Annotated in this window: 20 protein-coding genes; 5 read left to right on the forward strand and 15 right to left on the reverse strand. The window is 65.9% G+C overall.

Annotation, left to right across the window (positions count from 1 at the left end; all coding sequences use genetic code 11):
- Positions 1 to 7: 7 nt before the first annotated feature.
- From ABFD92_06490 to ABFD92_06505, 4 genes are read right to left on the reverse strand one after another with little or no spacing between them, the layout of a single operon-like run.
- A complete protein-coding gene (locus ABFD92_06490; GenBank protein MEN6504167.1) occupies positions 8 to 1,756 on the reverse strand; it encodes an NADH-dependent [FeFe] hydrogenase, group A6 in 1,749 nt (582 codons plus the stop codon).
- 22 nt (positions 1,757 to 1,778) lie between these two features.
- Positions 1,779 to 5,072 (reverse strand): NADH-ubiquinone oxidoreductase-F iron-sulfur binding region domain-containing protein, encoded by a 3,294-nt coding sequence (locus tag ABFD92_06495; GenBank protein MEN6504168.1) that lies wholly within the window; start codon positions 5,070 to 5,072, stop codon positions 1,779 to 1,781.
- The gene (gene nuoE, locus ABFD92_06500; GenBank protein ID MEN6504169.1) at positions 5,065 to 5,541 is read right to left on the reverse strand and encodes an NADH-quinone oxidoreductase subunit NuoE; all 477 of its coding nucleotides are present in this window, start codon (positions 5,539 to 5,541) and stop codon (positions 5,065 to 5,067) included. The genes ABFD92_06495 and nuoE overlap by 8 nt, the downstream gene beginning before the upstream one ends.
- On the reverse strand, positions 5,538 to 6,182 hold the full coding sequence (locus tag ABFD92_06505; GenBank protein MEN6504170.1) for a redox-sensing transcriptional repressor Rex: 645 nt from the start codon (positions 6,180 to 6,182) through the stop codon (positions 5,538 to 5,540). Before ABFD92_06505 ends, nuoE begins: the two co-directional genes overlap by 4 nt.
- A 317-nt stretch (positions 6,183 to 6,499) precedes the next feature.
- On the opposite strand from ABFD92_06505, the gene ABFD92_06510 reads away from it, so the two are divergent.
- The 4 genes from ABFD92_06510 to ABFD92_06525 all read left to right on the forward strand — a co-directional run bounded on the left by ABFD92_06510 (position 6,500) and on the right by ABFD92_06525 (position 10,000).
- On the forward strand, positions 6,500 to 7,336 hold the full coding sequence (locus ABFD92_06510) for a sulfide/dihydroorotate dehydrogenase-like FAD/NAD-binding protein (protein ID MEN6504171.1): 837 nt from the start codon (positions 6,500 to 6,502) through the stop codon (positions 7,334 to 7,336).
- Positions 7,333 to 8,748, forward strand: a complete 1,416-nt coding sequence (gltA, locus tag ABFD92_06515; protein ID MEN6504172.1) for an NADPH-dependent glutamate synthase — start codon at positions 7,333 to 7,335, stop codon at positions 8,746 to 8,748. Before ABFD92_06510 ends, gltA begins: the two co-directional genes overlap by 4 nt.
- A gap of 304 nt (positions 8,749 to 9,052) precedes the next feature.
- Complete coding sequence (locus ABFD92_06520; protein MEN6504173.1) at positions 9,053 to 9,547, forward strand: hypothetical protein; 495 nt, start codon at positions 9,053 to 9,055, stop codon at positions 9,545 to 9,547.
- A 24-nt stretch (positions 9,548 to 9,571) separates the two neighbouring features.
- Positions 9,572 to 10,000: a hypothetical protein gene (locus ABFD92_06525; GenBank protein MEN6504174.1), complete on the forward strand. Its 429-nt coding sequence runs from the start codon at positions 9,572 to 9,574 to the stop codon at positions 9,998 to 10,000.
- A 7-nt stretch (positions 10,001 to 10,007) separates the two neighbouring features.
- On the opposite strand, the gene ABFD92_06530 is transcribed toward ABFD92_06525, so the two are convergent.
- The 5 genes from ABFD92_06530 to ABFD92_06550 all read right to left on the reverse strand — a co-directional run bounded on the left by ABFD92_06530 (position 10,008) and on the right by ABFD92_06550 (position 13,920).
- Positions 10,008 to 10,481, reverse strand: coding sequence for a hypothetical protein (locus ABFD92_06530; GenBank protein MEN6504175.1), 474 nt, complete (start codon positions 10,479 to 10,481; stop codon positions 10,008 to 10,010).
- Positions 10,482 to 10,561: 80 nt separating this feature from the next.
- Entirely contained in the window at positions 10,562 to 10,753 is a 192-nt protein-coding gene (locus ABFD92_06535) for a type II toxin-antitoxin system VapB family antitoxin (GenBank protein ID MEN6504176.1), read from the reverse strand.
- 112 nt (positions 10,754 to 10,865) lie between these two features.
- Positions 10,866 to 12,062, reverse strand: coding sequence for a glycoside hydrolase 100 family protein (locus ABFD92_06540; GenBank protein MEN6504177.1), 1,197 nt, complete (start codon positions 12,060 to 12,062; stop codon positions 10,866 to 10,868).
- A gap of 17 nt (positions 12,063 to 12,079) precedes the next feature.
- Entirely contained in the window at positions 12,080 to 13,312 is a 1,233-nt protein-coding gene (locus tag ABFD92_06545) for a glycosyltransferase family 4 protein (GenBank protein MEN6504178.1), read from the reverse strand.
- On the reverse strand, positions 13,309 to 13,920 hold the full coding sequence (locus tag ABFD92_06550; protein ID MEN6504179.1) for a PIG-L family deacetylase: 612 nt from the start codon (positions 13,918 to 13,920) through the stop codon (positions 13,309 to 13,311). The genes ABFD92_06545 and ABFD92_06550 overlap by 4 nt, the downstream gene beginning before the upstream one ends.
- 201 nt (positions 13,921 to 14,121) lie before the next feature.
- Between ABFD92_06550 and ABFD92_06555 the strand changes: the two genes are divergently transcribed.
- Positions 14,122 to 15,276, forward strand: coding sequence for an MFS transporter (locus ABFD92_06555; protein MEN6504180.1), 1,155 nt, complete (start codon positions 14,122 to 14,124; stop codon positions 15,274 to 15,276).
- Positions 15,277 to 15,289: 13 nt separating this feature from the next.
- Here the strand turns inward: ABFD92_06555 and ABFD92_06560 are convergent, their stop codons facing one another.
- The 6 genes from ABFD92_06560 to ABFD92_06585 form a co-directional block, all read right to left on the reverse strand.
- Positions 15,290 to 16,804 carry a cobyric acid synthase gene (locus tag ABFD92_06560; protein ID MEN6504181.1) on the reverse strand — a complete coding sequence of 505 codons (1,515 nt, stop codon included), beginning with the start codon at positions 16,802 to 16,804 and terminating at the stop codon, positions 15,290 to 15,292.
- Between the two features lie 5 nt (positions 16,805 to 16,809).
- On the reverse strand, positions 16,810 to 17,601 hold the full coding sequence (locus ABFD92_06565) for an ABC transporter ATP-binding protein (protein ID MEN6504182.1): 792 nt from the start codon (positions 17,599 to 17,601) through the stop codon (positions 16,810 to 16,812).
- Complete coding sequence (locus ABFD92_06570) at positions 17,598 to 19,358, reverse strand: iron chelate uptake ABC transporter family permease subunit (GenBank protein MEN6504183.1); 1,761 nt, start codon at positions 19,356 to 19,358, stop codon at positions 17,598 to 17,600. Before ABFD92_06570 ends, ABFD92_06565 begins: the two co-directional genes overlap by 4 nt.
- A gap of 127 nt (positions 19,359 to 19,485) precedes the next feature.
- The gene (locus tag ABFD92_06575) at positions 19,486 to 20,376 is read right to left on the reverse strand and encodes an NAD(P)H-hydrate dehydratase (protein ID MEN6504184.1); all 891 of its coding nucleotides are present in this window, start codon (positions 20,374 to 20,376) and stop codon (positions 19,486 to 19,488) included.
- Positions 20,351 to 21,145, reverse strand: a complete 795-nt coding sequence (gene larB, locus ABFD92_06580) for a nickel pincer cofactor biosynthesis protein LarB (protein ID MEN6504185.1) — start codon at positions 21,143 to 21,145, stop codon at positions 20,351 to 20,353. The genes ABFD92_06575 and larB overlap by 26 nt, the downstream gene beginning before the upstream one ends.
- Positions 21,146 to 21,280: 135 nt before the next feature.
- Entirely contained in the window at positions 21,281 to 22,306 is a 1,026-nt protein-coding gene (locus tag ABFD92_06585; GenBank protein MEN6504186.1) for a glycosyltransferase family 2 protein, read from the reverse strand.
- Positions 22,307 to 22,310 lie beyond the last annotated feature (4 nt).

Genomic DNA, 22,310 nt, shown 5'->3' on the forward strand with positions numbered 1-22,310 from the left:
TTGTGCTCTAGTGGTTGGAATCCGATCGCGCCGGCGCCGTCTGGTTGCGATCGTGATAATGCGTGTGCAGCAGCTCATGGCTGAGTTTGCCCAGCGGCTGGCCCAGAAACTCCTGGTAAATCCGGTTGACCCACTGGTTCTTGTGGCTGACGCGCAGCGACTCGGTGCGGTCGATCTTGTACAGGGCTTCCATCCGCAGCTTGGTGGCCTCGATGTCGGCCCCCAGCGGTTGACCGCCGCCGCAGACGCACCCGCCGGGGCAGGTCATCACTTCGATAAACTGGATGTCCTTGCGTGCTCCGGAGCGGATCTCGTCGAGCAGTTTGCGGGCGTTGCCCAGCCCGCTGACGACCACGGCGCCCACTTCCAGACCGTTGACGTTCACGTGCAGTTCCTTGGACCCTTTGAACCCGCGCAGGGGCTGAATCTTCAGCTCCGCCAGTTCCGTGCCCGTCAGCAGGAAGTGCGCGCTGCGGATCGCCGCCTCCATGACGCCGCCGGAGGCGCCGAAGAGCTTGCCGGCGGAGGACCGCTCGCCAAAGGGGGTGTCGGGCGACTCGGGCGTCATCGCATCGAGGTCCACCCCGAACATCCGCAGCAGCAGGCCCAACTCCCGCGTAGTCAGCACGTAGTCCACGTCGGCGACGTTGCTGCGCCCCATCTCGGGGCGGTTGCACTCGAACTTCTTGGCCGTGCAGGGCATGATCGAGACGCTGACGATCTTCGACGGTTCGATCTTCTCGCGCTGGGCGAAGAAGCTCTTGATCAGGGCGCCCATCATCTGCTGGGGGCTCTTGCACGTCGAAACGTTGGGGAGGAAGTCGGGGTAAAACGTCTCGACGAACTTGATCCAGCCCGGCGAGCAGCTCGTCAACATCGGCAGCGTGCCGCCGCTCTTGACTCGCTCGACCAGCTCGGAACCTTCTTCCATGATCGTCAGGTCGGCGGTGAACGACGTGTCGAACACCCGCTTGAAGCCGATGTGCCGCAGCGCCGCGACCATCTTGCCGTCCACGTCGGTGCCGGCCTTGACGCCCGCCTCTTCGGCCAGCGAGACCGAGACGGCCGGGGCGTGCTGCACCACGACGTACTTGTCAGGGTCCGCCAACGCCGCGACCACTTCATTGAGGTGGGAATGTTCCGACAGCGCGCCGGTGGGGCAGACGAGGATGCACTGCCCGCAGTTGATGCACGTCGAAACGTTAAGGCCTTCGTTGAAGGCCGTTCCCACGAACGCCTTGCTGCCGCGTCCGACGAAGTCGATGGCGGCCACGCCCTGCACCTCTTCGCAGACGCGAACGCACCGTCCGCAGAGGATGCACTTGTCGGGGTCGCGCACGATCGAGGGGCTGGAGACGTCCATATCCTGCGGGGCGCGTTTGGCCACGTGCTGGCGCTGGCGGACGCCCAGGTCCTGGGCCAGTGCCTGCAGGTCGCACTTGCCGCTGCGCGTGCAGTAAAGGCAGTCGTCGGGGTGGCTGCTCAGCAGCAGCTCGACGATCATCTTGCGCGCCTCGATGACCTTGGGGCTCTTGGTGCGGACCTTCATGCCCGCGGCCACCGGGAACGAGCAGGACGAGACCAGGTTGCCCGCCGGCGACATCTCGACCACGCACAGCCGGCAGGCGCCGCTGGGGGGAAGGCCTTCCATGTGACAGAGGGTCGGCACGTGAATTCCCTCGCGCCGCAGCGCCGTCAGAAGCGTTTCGCCTTCATTGGCTTCAATCGTTCGGCCGTCTACTTCCAGGTTTATCATGTCAATTCCTCAAGACTGCGCGTTAGTCGCGAGAGTTCAGGGGTTGGGTGAAATCCAGGTCGCATCGCAGGCAGCGTCGCGCCTCGCAGACGGCCTCGTGCTCGCTGATGGACATTTCCACCTCGGCGAAGCTACGGACCCGCTCGGCCACCGGACGCTCGGGCGCCGTGCAGCGACAGGGCGTCAGTTCGTTGTCGTCGACGCCCTCTGCCGGCGGGACGTACACGCAGGGCAGCACGGCCTTGGGCAGCACGCGCGGCGCCTTGCCGTGGACATAGCGGTCGATCATCATCGCGGCGTTCCTGCCCGCGCCGACGGCGCCGATCACCGTCGCCGGACCGCTCACCACGTCGCCGCCGGCGAAGACGCCGGGGCGGCCGGTCGTGAATGATTCCGGGTTGGTCTTCAGCGTGCCCCAGGCAGTCTTGTCGAGCCCTTCCAGGCCCTCAGGCTCGGGCTCTTCGCTGATAGCCACGATCAGCGTGTCCACATCCAGGTCGAACTCCTCGCCCGGGATGGGCACCGGCTTCTGCCGGCCCGTGGCATCGCGAGGCCCAAGCTTATTGCGCTGGAACCTGGCGCCGGTCAGCCTGCCGTCCTTGACGTGCAGTTCCAGCGGCGCAACAAGCTCTTCCAGTTCCACGCCCTCGACCAGGCCGGCCTCGACCTCGTCGGGGTATGCGGGCATCTCGCCGCGGGTGCGGCGGTAGAGCACCGTCACGCGCGTCACGCCCTGCTGCCGCAGCGCCACCCGCGCGGCGTCCATGGCGGAGTTGCCCCCGCCCACCACGGCCACGCGGCCCTTGGCCATTTCGTGCCGGTGCAGGTTATGGGCCTTGAGGAACTCCATCGACGGGATGATCCCCTCGGCATCCTCGCCGGGCAGGTCGAGCAACTTGCTCTTGTGGGCGCCAGTGGCAATGTAGACCGCCTTGTAGCCCTTGGCCAGCAGCTCGTCGATAGTGACGTCTTTGCCCAGCGTGGTGTTATAACGCATCTCGATGTTCAGGTTCAGCAGCGAGTCCATCTCGCGCCTCACCAGTCCGCGGGGCAGCCGGTACGCCGGGATCGCCGACTCCAGCATGCCGCCGGGCTTGGCTTCCTTCTCGATGACCGTCACGCGGTGACCCATCAGCGACAGGAAGTGGGCCGCCGTCAAACCGGACGGGCCCGCGCCGATAACCGCGATCCGGGCGCCGTCGGCCGTTGAAGGCTGAGCCGGCGGCGTTCCGACATGCGGATTCACGTGATCCACCACGAACCGCTTGAGCAGTCGCACCGCCACCGATTCGCCGCCGGTCGCGCCGGCCCTGCAGGCCTGCTCGCACGGGTGATGGCACACGCGAGCGCACGCGGACGGGAACGGGTTGGTCTGGCGGATAACCTTGTAGGCGTCCTCGAACTCGCCGCGACCGATGTGCGCCACGTATCGCCACACTTCGGTGCCCGCCGGGCAGGCATTCTGGCAGGGAGTTCCGACCAGGTCCTTGCACGCCCCCGCCGGGCAGCGGCGCTCGTACACGTGCGCCTCGTACTCGTCGCGGAACCACTTGAGCGTGCTGAGCACCGGGTTGGGCGCTGTCTGGCCCAGCCCGCAGAGGCTGGTCGACTTGATCATCTCGCCCAGAGCCTGCAGGCGCATGATGCCCTGGAAGCGGATCAGGGCGTCGGCTTCATCCTCCGCCCGGCGCGGGCGGGTGATGGCCTTGAGGATCTCCAGCATGTTGCGAGTGCCTTCGCGGCAGGGGATGCACTTGCCGCAGCTCTCGGTCTGGATGAACTCCATGAAGAACTTGGCGAAGTCGACCATGCACGTCGACTCGTCCACCACCACCAGACCGCCGGAACCCATGATCGTGCCGAAATTCTTCAGCGCCTCATAGTCGGTGGCGATGTCCAGGTGCGCCTCGGGAACGCAGCCGCCGGACGGGCCGCCGATCTGCACGGCTTTGCATTTCTTGCCGTTGGGGATGCCCCCGCCGACATCGTAGACCACCTCCCGCAGCGTGGTGCCCATCGGCACCTCGACCAGTCCGGTGCGACGCACCATGCCCGACAGGGCGAAAACCTTCGTGCCCTTGCTGCCGGGCGTGCCCATTCCGGCGTACCAGTCGGCGCCGCGATCGAAGATCATCGGCAGGTTGGTCAGCGTCTCGACGTTGTTGATCACCGTCGGCTTGCCGAACAGACCCGACACCGCCGGGAACGGCGGGCGAGGCCGCGGCATGCCGCGCTTGCCCTCGATGCTGTGGATCAGGGCCGTCTCTTCACCGCAGACGAACGCGCCGGCGCCCTTCTTGAGCTTGATCTCAAGACTGTTGCCGCTGTCATGAATGTTCTCGCCGATGAGCCCGTAGGCCTTGGCCTGCTCGATGGCGGCCGTCAGCCGCTCCACCGCCAGCGGGTACTCGGCACGGATGTAGATGTACGCCTTGGTCGCGCCGATGGCGTACGCGGCGATCACCATTCCCTCGATCAACCGGTGCGGGTCGCTCTCGCCGACGGCGCGGTCCATGAACGCGCCCGGGTCGCCCTCGTCGGCGTTGCAGATGAGGTACTTCTGGTCGGCCGCGGCCTTCTGGGCGAACTTCCACTTTTTGCCGGTGGGGAAACCGCCGCCGCCACGCCCTCGCAGCCCGCTGAGCTCGACGAGGTCCGCCACCTGCTCGGGCGTCTGGCTGCGCAGCACGCGCGCCATCGCCGAGTAGCCGCCCCAGGCGATGTATTCGTCGATCTTGGTTGGGTCCAGCAGACCGCTGGTCGCCAGCACCACGCGGCGCTGCTTGGCCAGGAACGGATGCTCGTCCAGCCAGGCAACGTCCTTCCACGCCTCCTGCTGCACGCCTTCGCTGCCGCGGAACTGCGCCAACGGGGCCTTGCGCAGCGGCAGCGAACCGCCAAGCACCGCCGTCAGGATTCCGGCGACGTCCTTGGCCATGACGCTGCTGAAGCACAGCCTGGTTCGGCCGGGCAACTGCACGTCGAGCAGCGGCTCCTCCGAGCACAGTCCGATGCAGCCGACTTCGACCACTTCGGCGTCGACCTTTTCGCGTTTCAGGAACGCGCGGATCGCCTCGAGCGTCTTGCCCGCCCCGGCGCCGAGCCCGCACGTGCCGGTGCCCAGGAAGATGACCGGCTTATCGACGCTCTGTCTTCGCAGCCGCGCCAGCAGCGATTCCAGGGCAGCCTTGTCGCCTTTAACAGACGCCCACGGCCCGACCTTCAGCGACTCAAGAAGCTCCGGCGCCACCGAGCCGGCGCCTTGCCAGCATCGGACAGTGCCCGCTTCGCTTACGTTTGTTTCGTTCTTAAGCATTTACAGCCTCCTTCTGGCGGCATTCCTGAATAATCTCTGCAAGCTTCCGCGGCGTGACCTTGGCGTAGAACTCACCGTTGACGCTCACCACGGGCGCCAGACCGCATGCGCCCATGCACGCCACCACTTCGAGGCTGAACATCCGGTCGCGGGACGTCTGGCCGGCCTTGAGCTTCAACTGCTTCATCGTCTCGTCGAGCACCTTCTGGGACCCTTTGACGTGGCAGGCCGTTCCGCGGCAGACCATGAAGTGGTACGTGCCCTTGGGCTGAAAGCGGAACTGGTTGTAGAAGGTCGCCACCCCGTAGATCTTGCTGGCCGGCAGCCCCAGGGCCTTGCCCACCAGCGTCACCGCCTGCTTGGACAGGAAGCCCTGAGCCTCCTGGATCTCCTGCAGGACCGGAATCAGCGCGTCCCGTCCTGCCATTGGATGCTTGGCAATAATGGCTTCGATCTCTGTGTCTTTCATCTCTGTTGTTCCTGTAATGATGCCTGCCTGCGGGCAAAAAACGCCACCTTCTCCAGTGACGTCGTCAGGTCCATGTCCTCTACAAACACCGACGGCGGCACACGGAGCCGCACCGGTGCAAAATTCAGCAAACCGCACACCCCCGCCCCCACCAGCAAGTCAACCGCGTGCTGTGCCTGGTCGGCGGGAACCGCCACGATCGCCGTATCTATCTGACGCTCAGCCACCATCGTCTGCAACTGCTCGATCGGATAGCAGCGGCAACCGTGAATCACCCGATCAACTTTGGCAGGGTCTTTGTCGAACGAGACCGCGATGCGGAGGTTCGGCCGTCGGCCTGCAAAATACGCCAGAATCGCACGACCGAGATTACCCACGCCCACCAGCGCCACTTCCTGGATGTCGGCAGCGTCAAGCAGACGGCCGATGGCCTTGATCAGCTCGCGGATTTCGTATCCTTTGGTGGGGCTTCCGGTGAACCCGACGATCATTACGTCGCGGCGCACCTGGGCGGCAGAAGCGCCGGCGGCCTTGGCCAACTCGTGAGAATACACGTAGTCGACATTTTCCGCAGCCAGGGCAGACAAGAGCCTTCTGTAGAGGCTCAGGCGGGCAACAACCTTGTCGGGAACGCGGAACATCAGGCGGGGCTTCCTCGCTCGCTTTGCTGCTGTTACATCAGTAACGCTGTGAAAACAATCACAATTATATGTTACGTCCGCATAGTGTCAAGTGATCATCTGAAAATTTTACAACTGGTGATAAATCTATGACGTAAAAGCTGTTGTTGTGGGGTTGTGAAAGATTTATCGCCGTGAAATTATTCACACGCGATTGATTTTTTAGTTGATTTGGACCCCATTTGGCGGTTGATTATGGGGTGCCTGCCGAAGGGTGTGCAGCCTCTTCATCCAGAGTCAGGATTATGCACCCGCTATGCATGCCGAAGGAGTGAGTAATGTTTGAGGTCGTTTCCAACGATAAGCTGGCGCCGGAAGTTCATCGCATCGTCATCAAGGCCCCCCGCGTCGCCAAGGCCCGCCAGGCCGGGCAGTTCGTCATCGTCCGATGCGCCGAAGGCGCCGAGCGAATCCCGCTGACGATCGCCGACGCCGACGCGGCCGCCGGAACCGTCACGCTGATCATCCAGACCATCGGCGAGGGCACGCGCGAAATCACCGCCCTGCCGCCCGGTCAGGCCATTCGAGACGTCGCAGGACCGCTGGGCCAGGCGACCGAAATCCACAAGTGGGGCCGCGTCGCCTGCATCGGCGGCGGTGTCGGAACGGCTGTGCTCTACCCGCTGGCCAAAGCCCTGGCCGACGTCGGAAATGAAGTCACCACCATCATCGGCGGACGCAGCGAACCGTATGTCATTCTCCGCAACGAACTGGCCGCTTTCTGCAAAGACGTGCTGGTGACCACCGAAGACGGCTCGCTGGGCGTCAAGGGCCTCGTCACCAACGTGCTGAAGGAAATGATGGCCGACCCGCTCCGCCGCCCCCACGCCGTCTACGCCGTCGGACCGGTGCCGATGATGGGCGCGGTGGCCGAACTGACCCGCAGCGAAAAAATCCCCACCATCGTCAGCCTCAACCCGATCATGGTCGACGGCACGGGAATGTGCGGCGGATGCCGCGTCACCGTCGGCGGCCAGATCAAATTCGCCTGCGTCGACGGCCCCGAATTCGACGGCCACCAGGTCGACTTCCGTGAACTGTCCACCCGCCAGAAAGCCTACCTGCCCCACCCCTGCCGCGCCATTGCCGCCGCAGCCGCAAAGGATTCAAAATGAGTACTGCCCCTGCCAACAACCTCACGCCCAAGCAGCGCATGGCCATCACGCGAACCTCGATGCCCATGCAGGACGCCCTCGCCCGCGCGGGCAATTTCGCCGAGGTCAACCAGGGCCTCGAAGAAGCCGCCGTCGCCCAGGAAGCCGCCCGCTGCCTGCTGTGCAAGAACCGCCCCTGCGTCGAGGGCTGCCCCGTACACGTGCGCGTGCCGGAGTTCCTCGAGAAAGTCGCCGCCGGCGATCTGTCCGGCGCCGCCGACATCCTGCACGAAGACAACGCCCTGCCCGCCATCGCCGGGCGCGTCTGCCCGCAGGAACGCCAGTGCGAGGAGCGGTGCGTCCGCGGCAAGAACGGACACCCCGTCGCCATCGGCTGGCTCGAGCGCTACGTCTCGGACTGGGCGGCCAAAAACAAAGAGCACTCGACGCAGCGCCTGCCCGCCACGGGCAAGAAGGTGTGCGTCGTGGGCAGCGGTCCGGGCGGCCTGACCGCGGCCAAGGAACTGGCCCGCATGGGTCATGATGTGACGGTGCTCGAGGCCCTGCATGCCCCCGGCGGGGTGCTGCGGTACGGCATTCCGGAGTTTCGCCTGCCCAAGAAGATCATCGACCGCGAGGTCGCCGGATTGACGGCGATGGGCGTGACCATCGAGTGCAACGTCGTGGTGGGCAAGACCGTCACCATCGACGAGATCCTCAAGCAGTACGACGCGTGCTTCGTCGCCAACGGCGCGGGGCTGCCGGTCTTCCTCAACGTGCCCGGCGAGAATCTCATCGGCGTGTACTCGGCCAACGAGTACCTCACGCGCGTCAACCTGATGGGCGCGTACCGCCCCGACAGCCGCACGCCCGTGCTCCGCGGCGCCACGGCCGTCGTCTTCGGCGGCGGCAACACCGCCATGGACGCCGTGCGCACCGCCCGGCGCCTGGGCAGCAATCCTGCCGTGCTGGCGTATCGCCGCAGCCGCGCCGAAATGCCCGCCCGCGTCGAAGAGATCATCCACGCCGAAGAGGAAGGCATCGAATTCCTCTTCCTGGTGGCCCCGCTGGAACTGCTCGGCGACGAGCACGGCCGAGTCCGCGCCGTCCGCCTGCAGCGCATGGAACTGGGCGAACCGGACAAGTCCGGCCGCCGCCGCCCCGTGCCGGTCGCCGGCAGCGAGTTCGAGCTGCCCGCCGAGGTGGTCGTGGTTGCCGTGGGCACCAAGGCCAACCCGCTGCTGACGCAGACCTGCCCGGACCTGAAGCTCAATCAGTGGGGCAACATCGAGGTGGACGAGAACCAGATGACCAGCATCCCGGGCCTCTTCGCCGGCGGCGACATCGTCCGCGGCGGCGCGACGGTGATCCTGGCCATGGGCGACGGCAAAACCGCCGCCGCGTCCATCGACAAATATCTCTGCGGGAAGTGATCCAGAAACTTTACCACAGAGGCACAGAGGGGGACGAGGCAGGGAAGAAGCAGGATGGGCGGGCGGTGTGCGTAGCGTCTGACAACGCGCCGCGGTTTTGCCCTCGCCGCTTGCGGCTTAGCAGCTTCTAACCTTCAAAGTCTCAGTAGTTGAACATTGAGGCAGTGGGGACTACAGTGGGTCCATGTTGCCACGAGTCATCTCTATCTCAGATTCCCGTCGCGACCAGGAAGACACGTCAGTCGTTGAGGCATCGGTGACGGGCACATATCACAACATGGAATTGTTGCCAAAGCGCAGCCTTATGCTGGCAAGCATGCTGGTGCTGCTGAGCAGCGCCCCCTGCTACGCCCACAGCGTTTCTCCCAGCGGCTTTGCCGTGGGGCCTCTTTCCTTTGTCCTGTTGTCTCGATGGTGGTGGGCACTGCCCGTCGCCGGGGCCATCATGCTGGAAATACTCCTGCTCTGGTTCCTTGTGAAGCAGGGTTCTCTGGGCGCGACCGCGTGGCGGGCGATCATCCTGTATCTGCTGACGCTCGCAGTGGAGTCGGCGGTGTATTTCTCGTTTCCTTCGTGGTTCTTTGACGCCGGCTTCAGCCAGGACTTTGCCTGGACCACCTTCCTGCTCGTGGCGCTGGGTCTGCTGTCGCGGATCCCTTTCACGAAGATCCTCTACACGCGAAGAAACGTCTCCTGGTCAAAGGCGATTGCCGCAGGCATTGTGCCGGGGCTTGTCAGTTATCTCTTTCTTACCGCCGTGGCATTTGCGTTAAGCCACTGGCCCACACTACTTGTTTGACAGACTTCTCCAACTAGCTTCGCAATGAGCAAGAAAGAACTAAACTGGTTGAGACGATTGATATCGTGGCTATCCGCAAAGCCGCCTCTGCCGACACCTCTTGAACTCATCGAGGACGGATTCGCGATCATCGCCGAAAAAGGTAGGATCCCTGTGCGTTGGGCGGACGTGAAGGAAGTCTTCGCCTTCAAGCGCGACATCTTCAGCGTGGATCTCATTTGCATCGGCTTTCGCACCAGCGACGAAGGCCACTACTTCGAGATCGACGAGCAGATGCCCGGTTATGACTCTGTCGTAGCGGCCTTGCCCCAGGCCTTTCCGGGATTCGACGACAACTGGTGGTGCAAGGTTGCATATCCGCCCTTCAAGACCTGTTTCTGTTCCATGTGGGGCTCCCAGAAGATGGCTGGCATATGGGAACTGGGCCCGAAGGACCTCTGCAAGGAAAGATGACCTCGCATCACTTTGACATTCCATCCCCGTCGCAACCCTGCAGGGTATGAATGGGACCGGCCTCATCGAGCACGACCTGGGCCCGCCGGCACACGTGGTCGATGCGCCGGATCAGTTCCGCGGCCGTTGCCGCTGAGAAGCTGCCATCATTGGCGATGACGGCGCTGGCCTCTTGGAGATCGGCGATGGCCCTCTCCAATTGCGGGACCTGCGAGACCACGATATCGTGCTGTTGGTTCTGCTGGAAGACTTCCAGGCGTGAAATCAAGTCGGCTGCCTTGCCAACGATCCGAAGGATCTTGCTGCCCGGCTGCAGTTCCGGCCAGACCGTCTTCAACGGCCGCCTGCGCTTATAGGGCCCATATTTAACGAGGATGAAGGAAAGCAGAACTATGGCCGCCACGATGCTGAGAATACGCAGAAATATCGCTTCGAGCATTGCCCCTTCGCCCCCGTGGGCCATCATCGCTCCGCATTCCATCGCTCGCTCCTATCTCTGAGGAGGCTTCGCGTTTCGCCTACACAACATCCAAACCACTATGCGCGACCATCAGGTCCATGTCAGTCGCGCCTCATCCGGTTGAGATTGCCTTGCCAGGCGATCTTGCCTTTCAGGGCGCGGAGCTTCTTCTGGCTATGGAACTGCACCAACAGGCGCAGCCCCGATTCGATCGCAGCACGCTTCGTCGGGCATCCACTGGACCGCAGCGCCCGCTCCATGAGCTGGTCGTCAATCATCACGTTGGTTCTCATCGGAAGTCTCCATCGATGCGTATTCCTTATACCATTGGAGCAGCGCGAAGGGGATTCTCAAAGCCCTGGTCACTGAAGTGGCCTGGCCGAAACGTTCGGAGGGGAGGGGCGATTAATCGCTCCCGCGAGAAGAGGGTGTCACGCGCATTTCGTCGAAGAAGGGCGTGCTGTTGCGGCGGACGCATTGGGCGGCGTAGTAGTACATCGCCGCGGTCCAGGTTTGCCAGTCCTGGCCATGCACCTTGCCGTCCTGCGCGCGGAGCCATTCGTTGAAACCGTACTCCAGGTTCGGATTGGCCGCGGGCCGCACCAGGCGGGTCAGTTCCATCAGTTTCTTGGTCGCCAGGCGCCGCCGCCCCGCGGCGACCAGGGCGGCGACGTAGAACCCGCAGATGAACGGCCAGATGCCGCCGTTGTGGTACGTTCCGGGCAGGTTGAACGACGCGTAGCGCGCCCGCCAGTCGGGGTCTTCCGGACGGATGTACGGAAACAGATTGGGCGGCAGATTCGGTCCCAGCTCGCCCCTGCGACGCAGCAGGCGGCAGTGTTGCTCGATCCAGGCGACCATATCGCGGGCGCGGCTGGGCGAGGCCAGGCCCGACAGGATCGCCAGCGAGTTGCCCAGCAGGTCGAAGCGGTCGCTGCCGTAGAGCTTGTACGACCAGAGGGCGTAGTACGGGCGGTGCCTGACCGTCAGTCCGGTGTGGGGCCGGCTCCGGCGGGTCAGGTCGTCATCGACGATGAACTTCGACATCAGGTCCCGCAGCAGGTCGGCCTTGTCGTGGCGGCCCATCAGTCGCAGATAGCTGTAGAGCACGGTGTTGACGAATAGGCCGTACCCCAGAACCCACTGCTCGTCGCGCCAGTCGCTGGTGGGCTGTTGGGTGACGATAACGCGGTCGCAGGGGCTCTGGCAGTCCATCCAGTCCATGGCCCGCCCGGCGGCCCGGGCGAGAAACTCCTGCTCCCCGGTGGCGCGGCGGAAGCACCCGACAGCCAGCAGAAACAGCGGGGTGGTGTCACTGGCACCGCGATTGTCGGGGTCATGCACCATCGAGGGAATGGACCCGTGCTCGGACTGGTTGGCGGCTGCGGACTCCATCGCCCGGCGCAGCGCTGCGATAAGCTTGCGATCGCCGCTGAGCAGGATGCCCGGAGCGGCGATCATCAGGTCGCGCGTGTAGGGTTCGGGGTACCCCCACCCTGCGGTGCGGAACAGGCCGTGGTACGGCCCGTGCGCATTGTGGCGCAGCACCTCCAGCGCCGCCTCTTCGGCGCGGGCGACCAGTACGGATTGCTCGGTGTTCATCGTTCAGGAACCCTTGCTCACGCTGTATGCGGCGGCGCGGACGCCGCCTGCGGCGTAGCGTTCTGTGGGCGGGCGGTCTGGGAACTAGCGACAGGACGCTCGCCCTCCCCCGCGACCCCCAGGCGCCGCGACACGATCTCCAGGAACCGCCGCGCCACCACCCGGTAGTCGTACCGTTCGACGACGCGCTTACGCCCGGCCTCGCCCATCGACGCGCGAAGCTCCGGTTTCTTCATCAGCGCCAGCAGGTACTCGGCGATGTCGTACACGCTGGCGCGGTAGTCCACCAGGCGGGGGCGCTTGAAGACGATCCGGTGGCCGTTCTTGTAGCCCTGGTCCTCGCCCACGATCGTCTCGCGCAGCAGCACTTCCTGCGCGACCCCCGCCAGCAGCGCCGTCTCGTTATGCACCAGCGTGTCGAGCATGCCCATGGCCTTGATGCCGATCACCGGCCGACCGCATGCCCCGGCCTCGATCTGCGGCATGCCGAACCCTTCCAGCCGCGACGGCGCCGCGTAGATGTCGCAGGCGGCGATCAGGTAGGGCATGTAGTTCCGCGAGACGCGGCTGGAGGCATAGATCATGTTCTTCTCGATGCCCAAGTCCGTCGCCAGTTGCATGTCGGCCAGGTTCTGCTGTTCGGTGCGCGGCTGCGGCCAGACCTTGCAGACGTACTTCCAGTCCGGCGCCTTGGCGTCGATGAGCGCCAGGGCCTGCATGACTTCCTGGGCGCCCTTGCTGGCCGCGTCGCCGCCGACGGTGAGGATCATGAGCTGGTCGTCCGCCACGCCCAGGGCCTCGCGAACGGCCCGGACCTTCGGGTCGTTGCGGTCTCGGGGGATGAACGTGTCGCAGTCACAGCCGACGGGCAGCACTTCCATGATGTCGCCGCGCAGACCGTCGCGCTGGAAGACCTGCTTGACCCATTCGCTGGTCACCAGCACCAGCGGCAGCTTCTCCAGCACCTGGCGGTAGTTGGCCATATACCCGTCGGCGACCAGCCACGGGACGGGCCTCACGCCGTAGCGCATCGGGTGCATCGCCAGGTGGGCGGTGTGCCCCCAGTACCCGATGCCCGCCACCACGTCGGGAACGAACCAGCGGTAGTACCATTCTTTCTCCTGGGCCGACTCGAAATGCACCGCGTGGGCGTCGACTCCCAGTTCGAGCAACCCCTTGTAGAGCAGATCGCCTTGCGTTGCCAGCCCGCCCGGCGAGGGCGGGTAGTCATACAGCACAAGTACTTTCATGAGCGCTGCACCTCCCGAACGTGCGGCCACACGCGGAACGCCTCGCGCGCCAGGCACGCCTGGACTTCGAAGGAATTTTCCCCGTAGCCGTAGATGTCGCGAACAAGACTCCTCTTGCGGGCCCATTCCTCCGCGCTGAGGTTGAGGGTCACATCCGCTCCAGGCCGGATCCGGCAGCGTTCTCGCGCGGGGCCGGCACAGTAGCAAAAGGTCCACAATCGCCCGCATCGCAGAACGCCTTCTCGCACCAGGCGCCGCACCTGGCGATGCACCTGCCTGTGGCGCGGATGGCCGTACTCGCCATTGGCCCCGTGCGTCAGGCACAGGTCCCACCGGCGGGCGCCCAGTTCGCGGACGATGACCTCGCCGATGTCGCGGCGCGGGTTGATCCGCCCCAGCGGATTGGCGTCGTCGACGTCGTGCATTATTCCTGCCAGGCCCAGTTGGCGGCAAACCGCGCGGAACTTCGGTGCTCGGTCGGCATCGCCGGCGCGGCAGAGGCAAAGCACGCTCCAGTCCCAGTTGAGATTCCCCAGGATAAGTCCTCCGCACCAGATGATTTCGTCATCGGGATGCGCCACGATGACCGCCGCCCTCCGGCTACCCATGCAGGAATTATATCCCCCGCCGGCGGTTCCTCTTTACCGCGAGGCCGTGAACTGGTTAACTGTTGAATTGCGGATTTTGGATTTCGGATTGCGGATTACTGCCTGGGCCACGCGAATGCTTCGCAGCTAATCCGCAATCCGCAATCTCAAATCCGCAATTCGTTAACTGGCGATGGCCAGATAGCGAGGTAGATCGCCTACATGACCAGAATTCTTATCGTCACAATGCTGGAGAGCTTCGCCGGGATCCTCGTCCAGCGGGGCATCTTCTTTTACAGCAAAGAGCATCTGGCTTTCACCAAGGTCGACAATCTCTGGCTCGCCTTGGCCACCGGCGCCCCATACGTGCTGGGGGCGCTGGCCAGTCACCCGCTTTCGCGCCGCCTGGGTGAGCGGCGGCTGTTGTTGCTGCTGCTGGTCGGGCAGATCCTCTCCCTCGTGCCGATTATCGCCGCACCGCACGCGACAACGCTTTTCATCTGTGGCGCCGTCTTCAGCATTCTCGTCGGCGTCAAGTGGCCGCTGGTGGAAAGCTACGTCAGTGCCGGCCTCGAGCCCTCCCGGCAGTTCCAGGCCGTCGGCGTCTTCAACATCACGTGGTCCGGCGCGGTCCCGCTGGCACTGGCGGCCGCAGGGTTGCTGATCTGGGCTGCCCCGTGGGCGCTGTTCGTGGCGGCGCTGGCGGTCTTCGCCCTCAACCTGCTGCCGACGCTGGGTCTGCCCGCCGTGCCCGTGCATCTGCCCGACGACCACCCGCAGCGCCCCGACGGCGCGACGCTGGGGCGATACCGCTCGCTGCTGACGGCCAGCCGCGCCCTGCTGGTCAGCAGCTACTGCCTGATGTGGATCCTCGCGGCGGTGCTTCCGGATATCCTCATCGAGTCGCTGGGCATCAGCCTGCTGCTGGCCCCGGCGCTGGCGGCGTTGCCGGACCTGATGCGCCTGGGCATGTTCATTCTTCTGACGGTCCGGTCACAATGGCACGGGCGCGTGTGGCCGCTCGTGGTCGCCGCGGCCGCGATGCCCATCGGGTTCCTGGCCATCATGAGCAGCCGGGGGCTGGGCATGGTGCTCGGCGGCGAGATCGTGTTCGGCCTGGCGATCGGGATGGTCTACTACGCGGCGCTCTACTACGCCCTGGCGAGCAAGAACGCCTCGGTAGAAGCCGGCGGGGCGCACGAGGCGCTGATCGGCGCGGGATTCATCTTCGGGCCCACGGCTTGCCTGATCGGAATCTACCTCTCCTCCGGCGGCGCGATGAGCGTGCTGACGGGCACCGTCACCGGCGTGGGACCGCTGATCCTGGCGACAACCGTCATGGCTGCCTGGCCGCTGCTGAAACTTCGCGGCCGCTGATTCGCCGCGCGGCTCAAAGCCCCACGATCGCCGACAGGCGGTCCATGTCCAGGTGCTTGCGGAAATGCTCGGCCAGCAGATCGTACTGGCTTTCGCGGAACGCGGCGATCGACTGCGACGACTCCGCTGCGAACTGATCGCCCAGGTGCGGGCACAGTTCCCTCAGAAACGCGCGGCGGAACTCGACCACGTCGAACAGCCCGTGCAGATAGGTGCCCCAGATCTTCCCATCGGCGCTGATGCAGCCGTCGAGGCCGGGCGAGGCCTTGCCATTGCGGGTGTCGATCTCCACAGCCCCCTCCATCGCGGCGGGAGGCTGCGTGACGCCCATGTGGATCTCGTACCCGTCCACGCGCTGGCCCAGGCGTCGCCACACCCCCGCCGTGCGCGTGAGCGTCTTGTCGGCGGCCAAAGTTGTCTGAAGGTCCAGCACGCCCAGGCCCGCGGTCTGTCCGGGCGGGCCTTCCACGCCGCCGGGGTCAGCGATGGTCGCCCCGAGCATCTGGTAGCCGCCGCACACGCCGCCGAGGCGCCCGCCCGCTTGCAAATAGCTTTTGATCGCCGCGTCCCAACCGACCTGGCGCATCCATTCCAGATCGCTGCGCACATTCTTGGCCCCGGGCAGAATCACCAAGTCGTACCCGATCAGCCGCCGCGGCCGGGCCAGGTAGTGCAGGTTCACCACGCCCTCGCGCTGTAGCGGGCCAAAGTCGGTAAAGTTCGAGATGTGCGGCAGGCGGATCACGGCGATATTGATCCGCCCGCTGACCGGTCCTGCCGGCGGGTCGATCAGCGTGTCCAGCGGCATGCCGTCTTCGGAATCGATCTGCACGTGGTAGAAGAACGGCACCAGGCCCAGCATCGGCACGCCCGTGCGCTCGCTCAGCCAGGCCATGCCGTCGTCGAACAGCCGCGCGTCGCCGCGGAAGCGGTTGATGATCACGCCCGCCACGGCAGAGCGGTCCTGCGGCGGGATCACGTCCAGCGTTCCGACGATCTGCGCGAAGACGCCGCCGCGGTCGATGTCGGCCACCAGCAGCACCGGCGCCTCGCCCGCCGCGGCCATCCGGAAGTTTACGAAGTCGCGCGGGCGCAGGTTCACTTCGGCACACGAGCCGGCGCCTTCCATCACCACCAGGTCGTACCGGTCGCGCAGGCGGTCGAGGCTTTGCCGCGAGGCCGCAAAGAGCGCATCGGTGTCGGCGAAGTAGTCTGCCGCGCTGCTGACGCCGACGGCTTTGCCATGCACGATGACCTGGGCGTGGATGTCAGCCGAGGGCTTGAGCAGCACCGGGTTCATGTCGACGGTGGGCTCGAGCCCGGCGGCCTGGGCCTGGACGACCTGGGCGCGGCCCATTTCGCCGCCGTCGAGGGTGACGTAAGAATTGTTCGACATGTTCTGGGCCTTGAACGGCGCCACGCGCAGCCCCATGTTTCGGAAGATCCGGCACAGGGCCGTCACGACGATGCTCTTGCCGACATCCGACCCGGTCCCCAGAACCGCCAGGCATTTTCCGCGCGGGGGCATGGTGTTCACTCCGCCGTCACGATGGGCACGGCCCGGCCGGGAACGTCGATCAGGCGGATATCCACGCCGTAGGTCTGGGCGAGCACGTCGCTGCGGACGACGTCGCCGGCCTTGCCGTCGGCGACGACGCGCCCGCCGCGCATGAGGACCAGTTCGTCGGCGAACTGAGCGGCGAGGTTCACGTCGTGGCTGACGCAGACGACGGCCATCTCCCAGTCGTGGGCGAGGCGCTGCATCATCTGGTGGATTTTTAGCTGGTGCTTGATGTCGAGGTTGCTGGTGGGCTCGTCGAGCAGCAGGACCTGGGGCTGCTGGGCCAGCGCCCGGGCGATCATGACGCGCTGCGCCTCGCCGCCGGACAGCTCGCCCAGCGTGCGATCGGCGAAGGCCAGCGTGTCGGTCATCTCCATGGCCGCGCGGGCGACGTTGCGGTCCTGTTTGGCAGCCAGGCCCAGCACGCCGACGTGGGCGAAGCGCCCCATGAGCACCAGTTCGCTGACGGTGAAGGCGAACGCCGAGGTCGGGAACTGCGGCACGTACGCCATGACGCGGGCCAGGGCCTTGCGCGAATACTTCGTGAGCTCCTTGCCGTCCAGGCGGATCGACCCGCCCTGGGGGCGCAGCCACCCCAGCAGGCACCGCAGCAGCGTGGTCTTGCCCGAGCCGTTAGGCCCCAGCAGCGCCAGCAGCCGCCCGGCGGCGGCGTTGATGCTGATGTCCTCCAGCACCGGCGGCTGGTCCGGGCGGTACTGAAAGCTCAGCCCGCGCGCCTCGAGCACGTGCGATTGGCCGCTCATGGCTCACCTCGGCGATTGCCGCGCCGCAGCAGGAAGATGAAGAACGGCCCGCCGGCCATCGCCGTAACCACCCCCACCGGCAGTTCGCCGTGGCGCGACACGGTGTCGGCCCAGCGGCACAGCGTGTCGGCGCCGACGAGAAACGCCGCACCCGCCACGGCCGTCACGATCATCAGCTTGCGATGGTCGGGACCCAGCACCATGCGGCACAGGTGCGGCACGATGAGTCCGACGAATCCGATCGGTCCGGCCAGGGCGACGGCGGCGGCGGTCATCAGCGCGACGATCGTGAATATCTCGATCCGCAGGCGATGCACGTTGACGCCGCTGGAGGCGGCGACCTCGTCGCCCAGGCCCAGGGCGTTCAGGGCGGCGCTGCGGAGCATCAGGCAGACCCAGCCGCCCAGCACCATCGCCCAGCACACCGCCAGCAGCCCCGGTCGGAACCAGAGATACTCGGGAATCTTGCCCATGCCCCAGCCGATGAACGCGATCATCTCCTCCTGCTTGACGAACTGCAGGATCACCAGGATCAGCGCCCCGTTAAAGACGTTGACGATCACGCCCGACAGCAGCAGCACGTACGGGTCCAGCCGCCCGCGACGCTGGGCGATCCCGTACACCACCGCCGCCGTCACCAGCGCCGCGGCCATCGCCAGCACCGGCGTGGTCAGCCACGTCGGAAGCACCGTCGCCACCGCCAGCGATCCGCCCAGCAGCACGCCGACGCCGGCGCCGCTGGAGATGCCCAGCAGGTACGGTTCGGCCAGCGGGTTTCGCATCAGACCCTGCAGCGCCAGACCGGCGCTGGCCAAAGCCATGCCCACAGCCGCCGCGGCCAGGATGCGATACAGGATGACGCGGTCCATGACGTCCAACCACGACGCATCGGCCGCGGCGGTGGTTGCGGACATCGCCTCGCCGTGAAACACCTTGGCCAGGCGCTCGGTGTATTGGGCCAAGTGTCCTGCCGGCATGGACCAGTCGGCGTCTTCAACCACCTCGACGCGACGCGGCCAACCCTGCCCGCGCCCCAGGTTCGTCCAGTAGCGGCGGGCGTCGTCGCTGCGGCCGGGCATGCACTGGCAAAAGACGATCTCCGGGCGCGCGCCGATGATCGATTTCGACGTCGGCTGAACCCATCCGACGTGGCTGTCGTGGAGGATGTTCGTGCCCCCGGCGGCGGTGACCATGTCGTCGATAAACGTGCCGCGCCCCGCGCTGGAGAGGTCCTCAAAGCCCAGCGCGAAGAGCACGGTCGGCTTTGGCAGATTCGCGGTCTGGCGCGTCACGTCGGACAGCTTGCTGCGGAACTCAGCGGCCGCCCGTACGCCGACAGCCGGTTTGCCCGCCAGGGCGCCCAGGCGTTCCATCGCGGCAGCGATGTCGTCGAGCCGCTCGATGCTGAACCTTTCGATCCGCAGGTCGGGGCGGATCTGCTTGATTGGCTCGAAATGTTTGAGCTCCAACTGCGCGATGACGATGTCGGGCTCGGTCTGGAGTATCGGTTGGGCCCGAATGTTGAGCGCGTCGCCGACGACGGGACGGGTCTGCCCGGCCGGCAGGCGGCAGTAGCTCGAAACGCCGACGATATGATCGCCCAGCCCCATCTGGAACAGCAGGGCGGTCACGGCCGGGGCGATCGAGACAATGCGAGGGCGAGGCGCCTCGGGGCTGGTGGCCGCGCGGCGGCAACCGGGAACGAACACGAGGCTCGCCGCCAGCAGGAGCGCCGGGATTTTGATAGCCTTGGTCATGCGAACTATGGAGTGCGGCAGCAGCAGCTGCCGCTTTTCCCTGGCGCTGTGGCGATTGAAAAACATCCAAAGCGGCAGCTAAGGCTGCCGCACTCCATAAGGGCTTTGGCGCCGCCGCGATGCATGGCTACGACACCTGCTTCAGGGCGTTGGGCAGGTAGTCCAGCAGGTCGCTGGCGATCAGCGAGACCTGTCCGAGCTGGTTGGCCGCTAGGTCGCCGGCGACGCCGTGGACGTTGGCGCCCAGGCAGGCGGCGTCAAAGAGCGGCACGCCCTGGCCGATCAGCGCCGCGATCAGTCCGGTCAGCACGTCGCCGGTGCCTCCGGTGGCCATGCCCGGATTGCCGCTGGGGTTGACGTACACCCGTCGCCCATCGGTGACGACCGTGCCGGCGCCCTTGAGCACCAGCGCCAGCGGCGGGGCCTGCAGGGCTCGCACGTCCATCCAGAACCGCGCCGCGTCGATGGCGCTGGCCATGCGGTCGGCCTGCACTTTGGCCACGCTCTTGTCGGTCAGGCGGGCGAACTCGCCGGGGTGGGGCGTCAGGACGAGCGGGCAGCGGCGGGCAGCGGCCCAGTCGTCGATCTTGTCGAGGTTGTTGAGTCCGTCGGCGTCGAGGACGACGGGCTTGTCCTGCTCGAGGATCGCCCGCACGAGGTTCTGCTGGTGGAGGCCCTGCCCCATTCCGGGCCCGACGGCCAGCACGTCGCAGACCGCGGCGGCGTTGAGGGCCTCGCGAACGGCCCGGGCGTCAATTCGCCCGCTCTCGTCGCAGCTCAGCGGCACGGAGGTGGCGCAGGGCACCAGCGCGGCGACGGTCTGCTGGATGGTGCGCGGGGCGGCAAAGGTCACCAGCCCCGCCCCGCCGCGCAGGGCCGCCCGCGTCGCCAGGGCTACCGCCCCGATCATGCCCTGGCTTCCGCCGACGATCAGCACGTGCCCGAACGTGCCCTTGTGCCCGTCGGGGCGCCGCGCCGGAATCATCGGCACGTCATTGATCCGCTCGATTTCGCTCATGGTTGTGCCCCCGCGCCGCGGCCACGTTGCGGGCGATGGTGGCGGCAATGTACCCGCCGCCGAAGCCGTTGTCGATGTTCACCGTGCTGACGCCCGAGGCGCAGCTCGTCAGCATGCTCAGCAACGCCGTCAGTCCGCCAAAGCTCGCCCCGTAGCCGATCGACGTCGGAACGCCGATCACCGGCGCCGACACCAGCCCCCCCACCACACTGGGCAAAGCGCCTTCCATGCCTGCCACCACCACGATGGCGTCGGCCTCGGCCAGGCTCCGCCGATGCGCCAGCAGGCGGTGCAGCCCCGCCACGCCGACATCATAGTGCGTGCTGACGGACTGGTTCATGATCTCTGCCGTCACGCGCGCTTCCTCGGCCACCGGGATATCGCCCGTGCCCGCCGACACGACCGCCACGCGACCGCCGGCTGGAGGCGTTTCTTCCTGGCGCAGCGTGATCGCCCGCGCCGCCTGGTGGAACTGAGCGGCGGGGTGATTGGCCGCCACGGCGGCGTACTGCTCCGGCGTGGCGCGCGTGGCCAGCACGTTGGTGCCCATGGCCGCAAGCCTGGCAAAAATCGTCTGCACGTGATCGACGGTCTTGCCCGGGCAGAAGATCACCTCGGGAAATCCGCAGCGGATCGCGCGGTGGTGGTCGATGGTGTGCTCGCCGCCGGCCTCGAAGGGCAGGTGGCGCAGCGCCTCGATGGCCTGCTCGATATTCGTCTGGCCGGACTGGACAGCCTGGAGCAGTTCTTTGAGTGCGTTCTCGTTCATGGCAGTTTCAGCGTGTCGCGGGCGTCTCGCCCGCGCGTGGCGAGGGCATCTTGCCCTCGTACAACGACCGTCTCCCTTCCGCGGGCGAGACGCCCGCGGCACTCGCGGACAAGATGTCCGCGACACAAATCCCGATCAGGCCTGTCCCGCCGGCGGCTGCGGGGCGCGCCGGACGATCCGCCGCACCGCGTAGGTATTGGCGCCGGTGGCTTCGAAGTAGATTCTCATCAGCAGCTCGCCGATGACGCCGACAGCCAGCATCATCATGCCCATCGCCAGCAGCATGAACCCCAGGGCCATCAGCGGCCCGTGGTTCTGGAAGAGGTGGAACTTCTGCCAGCCGCTGAGGACCTTGACGACAAAGCCCGCCAGCAGGATCAGCGACCCCAGGCCGCCCAGCGTGAGCCCCCACTTGCCGAAGAAATGCAGCGGTCGGGTAAGGTAGGTGGTGATGAACCGCACGGTGATGATGTCCATCGCGACGCGGAACGTGCGCCCGATGCCGTAGTTGCTCTTGCCGCTTTTGCGGCGGACGTTCTTGATGGGCACCTCGACGATCTTGGCGCCCAGGCGGGCGCAGATCGCCGGCACGAAGCGGTGCATGTCGCCGTAGAGGCGCACGTCCTCGAGCACCTCGCGACGGTACGCCTTGAACGTCGTGCCGAAGTCGTGCAGCGAGACCCCCGAGACCTTCGCCAGCAGCCAGTTGGCCGCCCGCGAGGGAATGCGCCGCATCAACAGGTTGTCGCCGCGGCGGACGCGCCAACCGCTGGCGATGTCGTAGCCCTCGTCGATCTTGCGGATGAACAGCGGAATCTCGTACGGGTCGTGCTGCAGGTCCCCGTCCATCGCGATGATCACCTCGCCGCGGGCGTGGTCGAACCCCGCCTGCAGGGCAGTGGCCTGGCCGAAATTGCGCCGCAGCTCGATGGCGGTGATGTGCCCGTCCGCCTGCGCAAGGCTTTGCAGCGCCGCTCCGGTGGCGTCGCGGCTGCCGTCATTGACGAGAATGATCTCGTAGCTCTTCTTCAGGTGGCGCATGACGCGGGTGATTCGGTTCACGAGCTTGTCTGCGATGTCGGCTTCGTTGTAGAACGGCACGACGACGCTGTACGCCGGTCGCGGCAAGAACTCGCCCTCGCCGGCCGATGAGGCTTCCATGTCA

This window comes from Planctomycetaceae bacterium, from assembly GCA_039680605.1.
Lineage (GTDB): Bacteria > Planctomycetota > Phycisphaerae > SM23-33 > SM23-33 > JAJFUU01.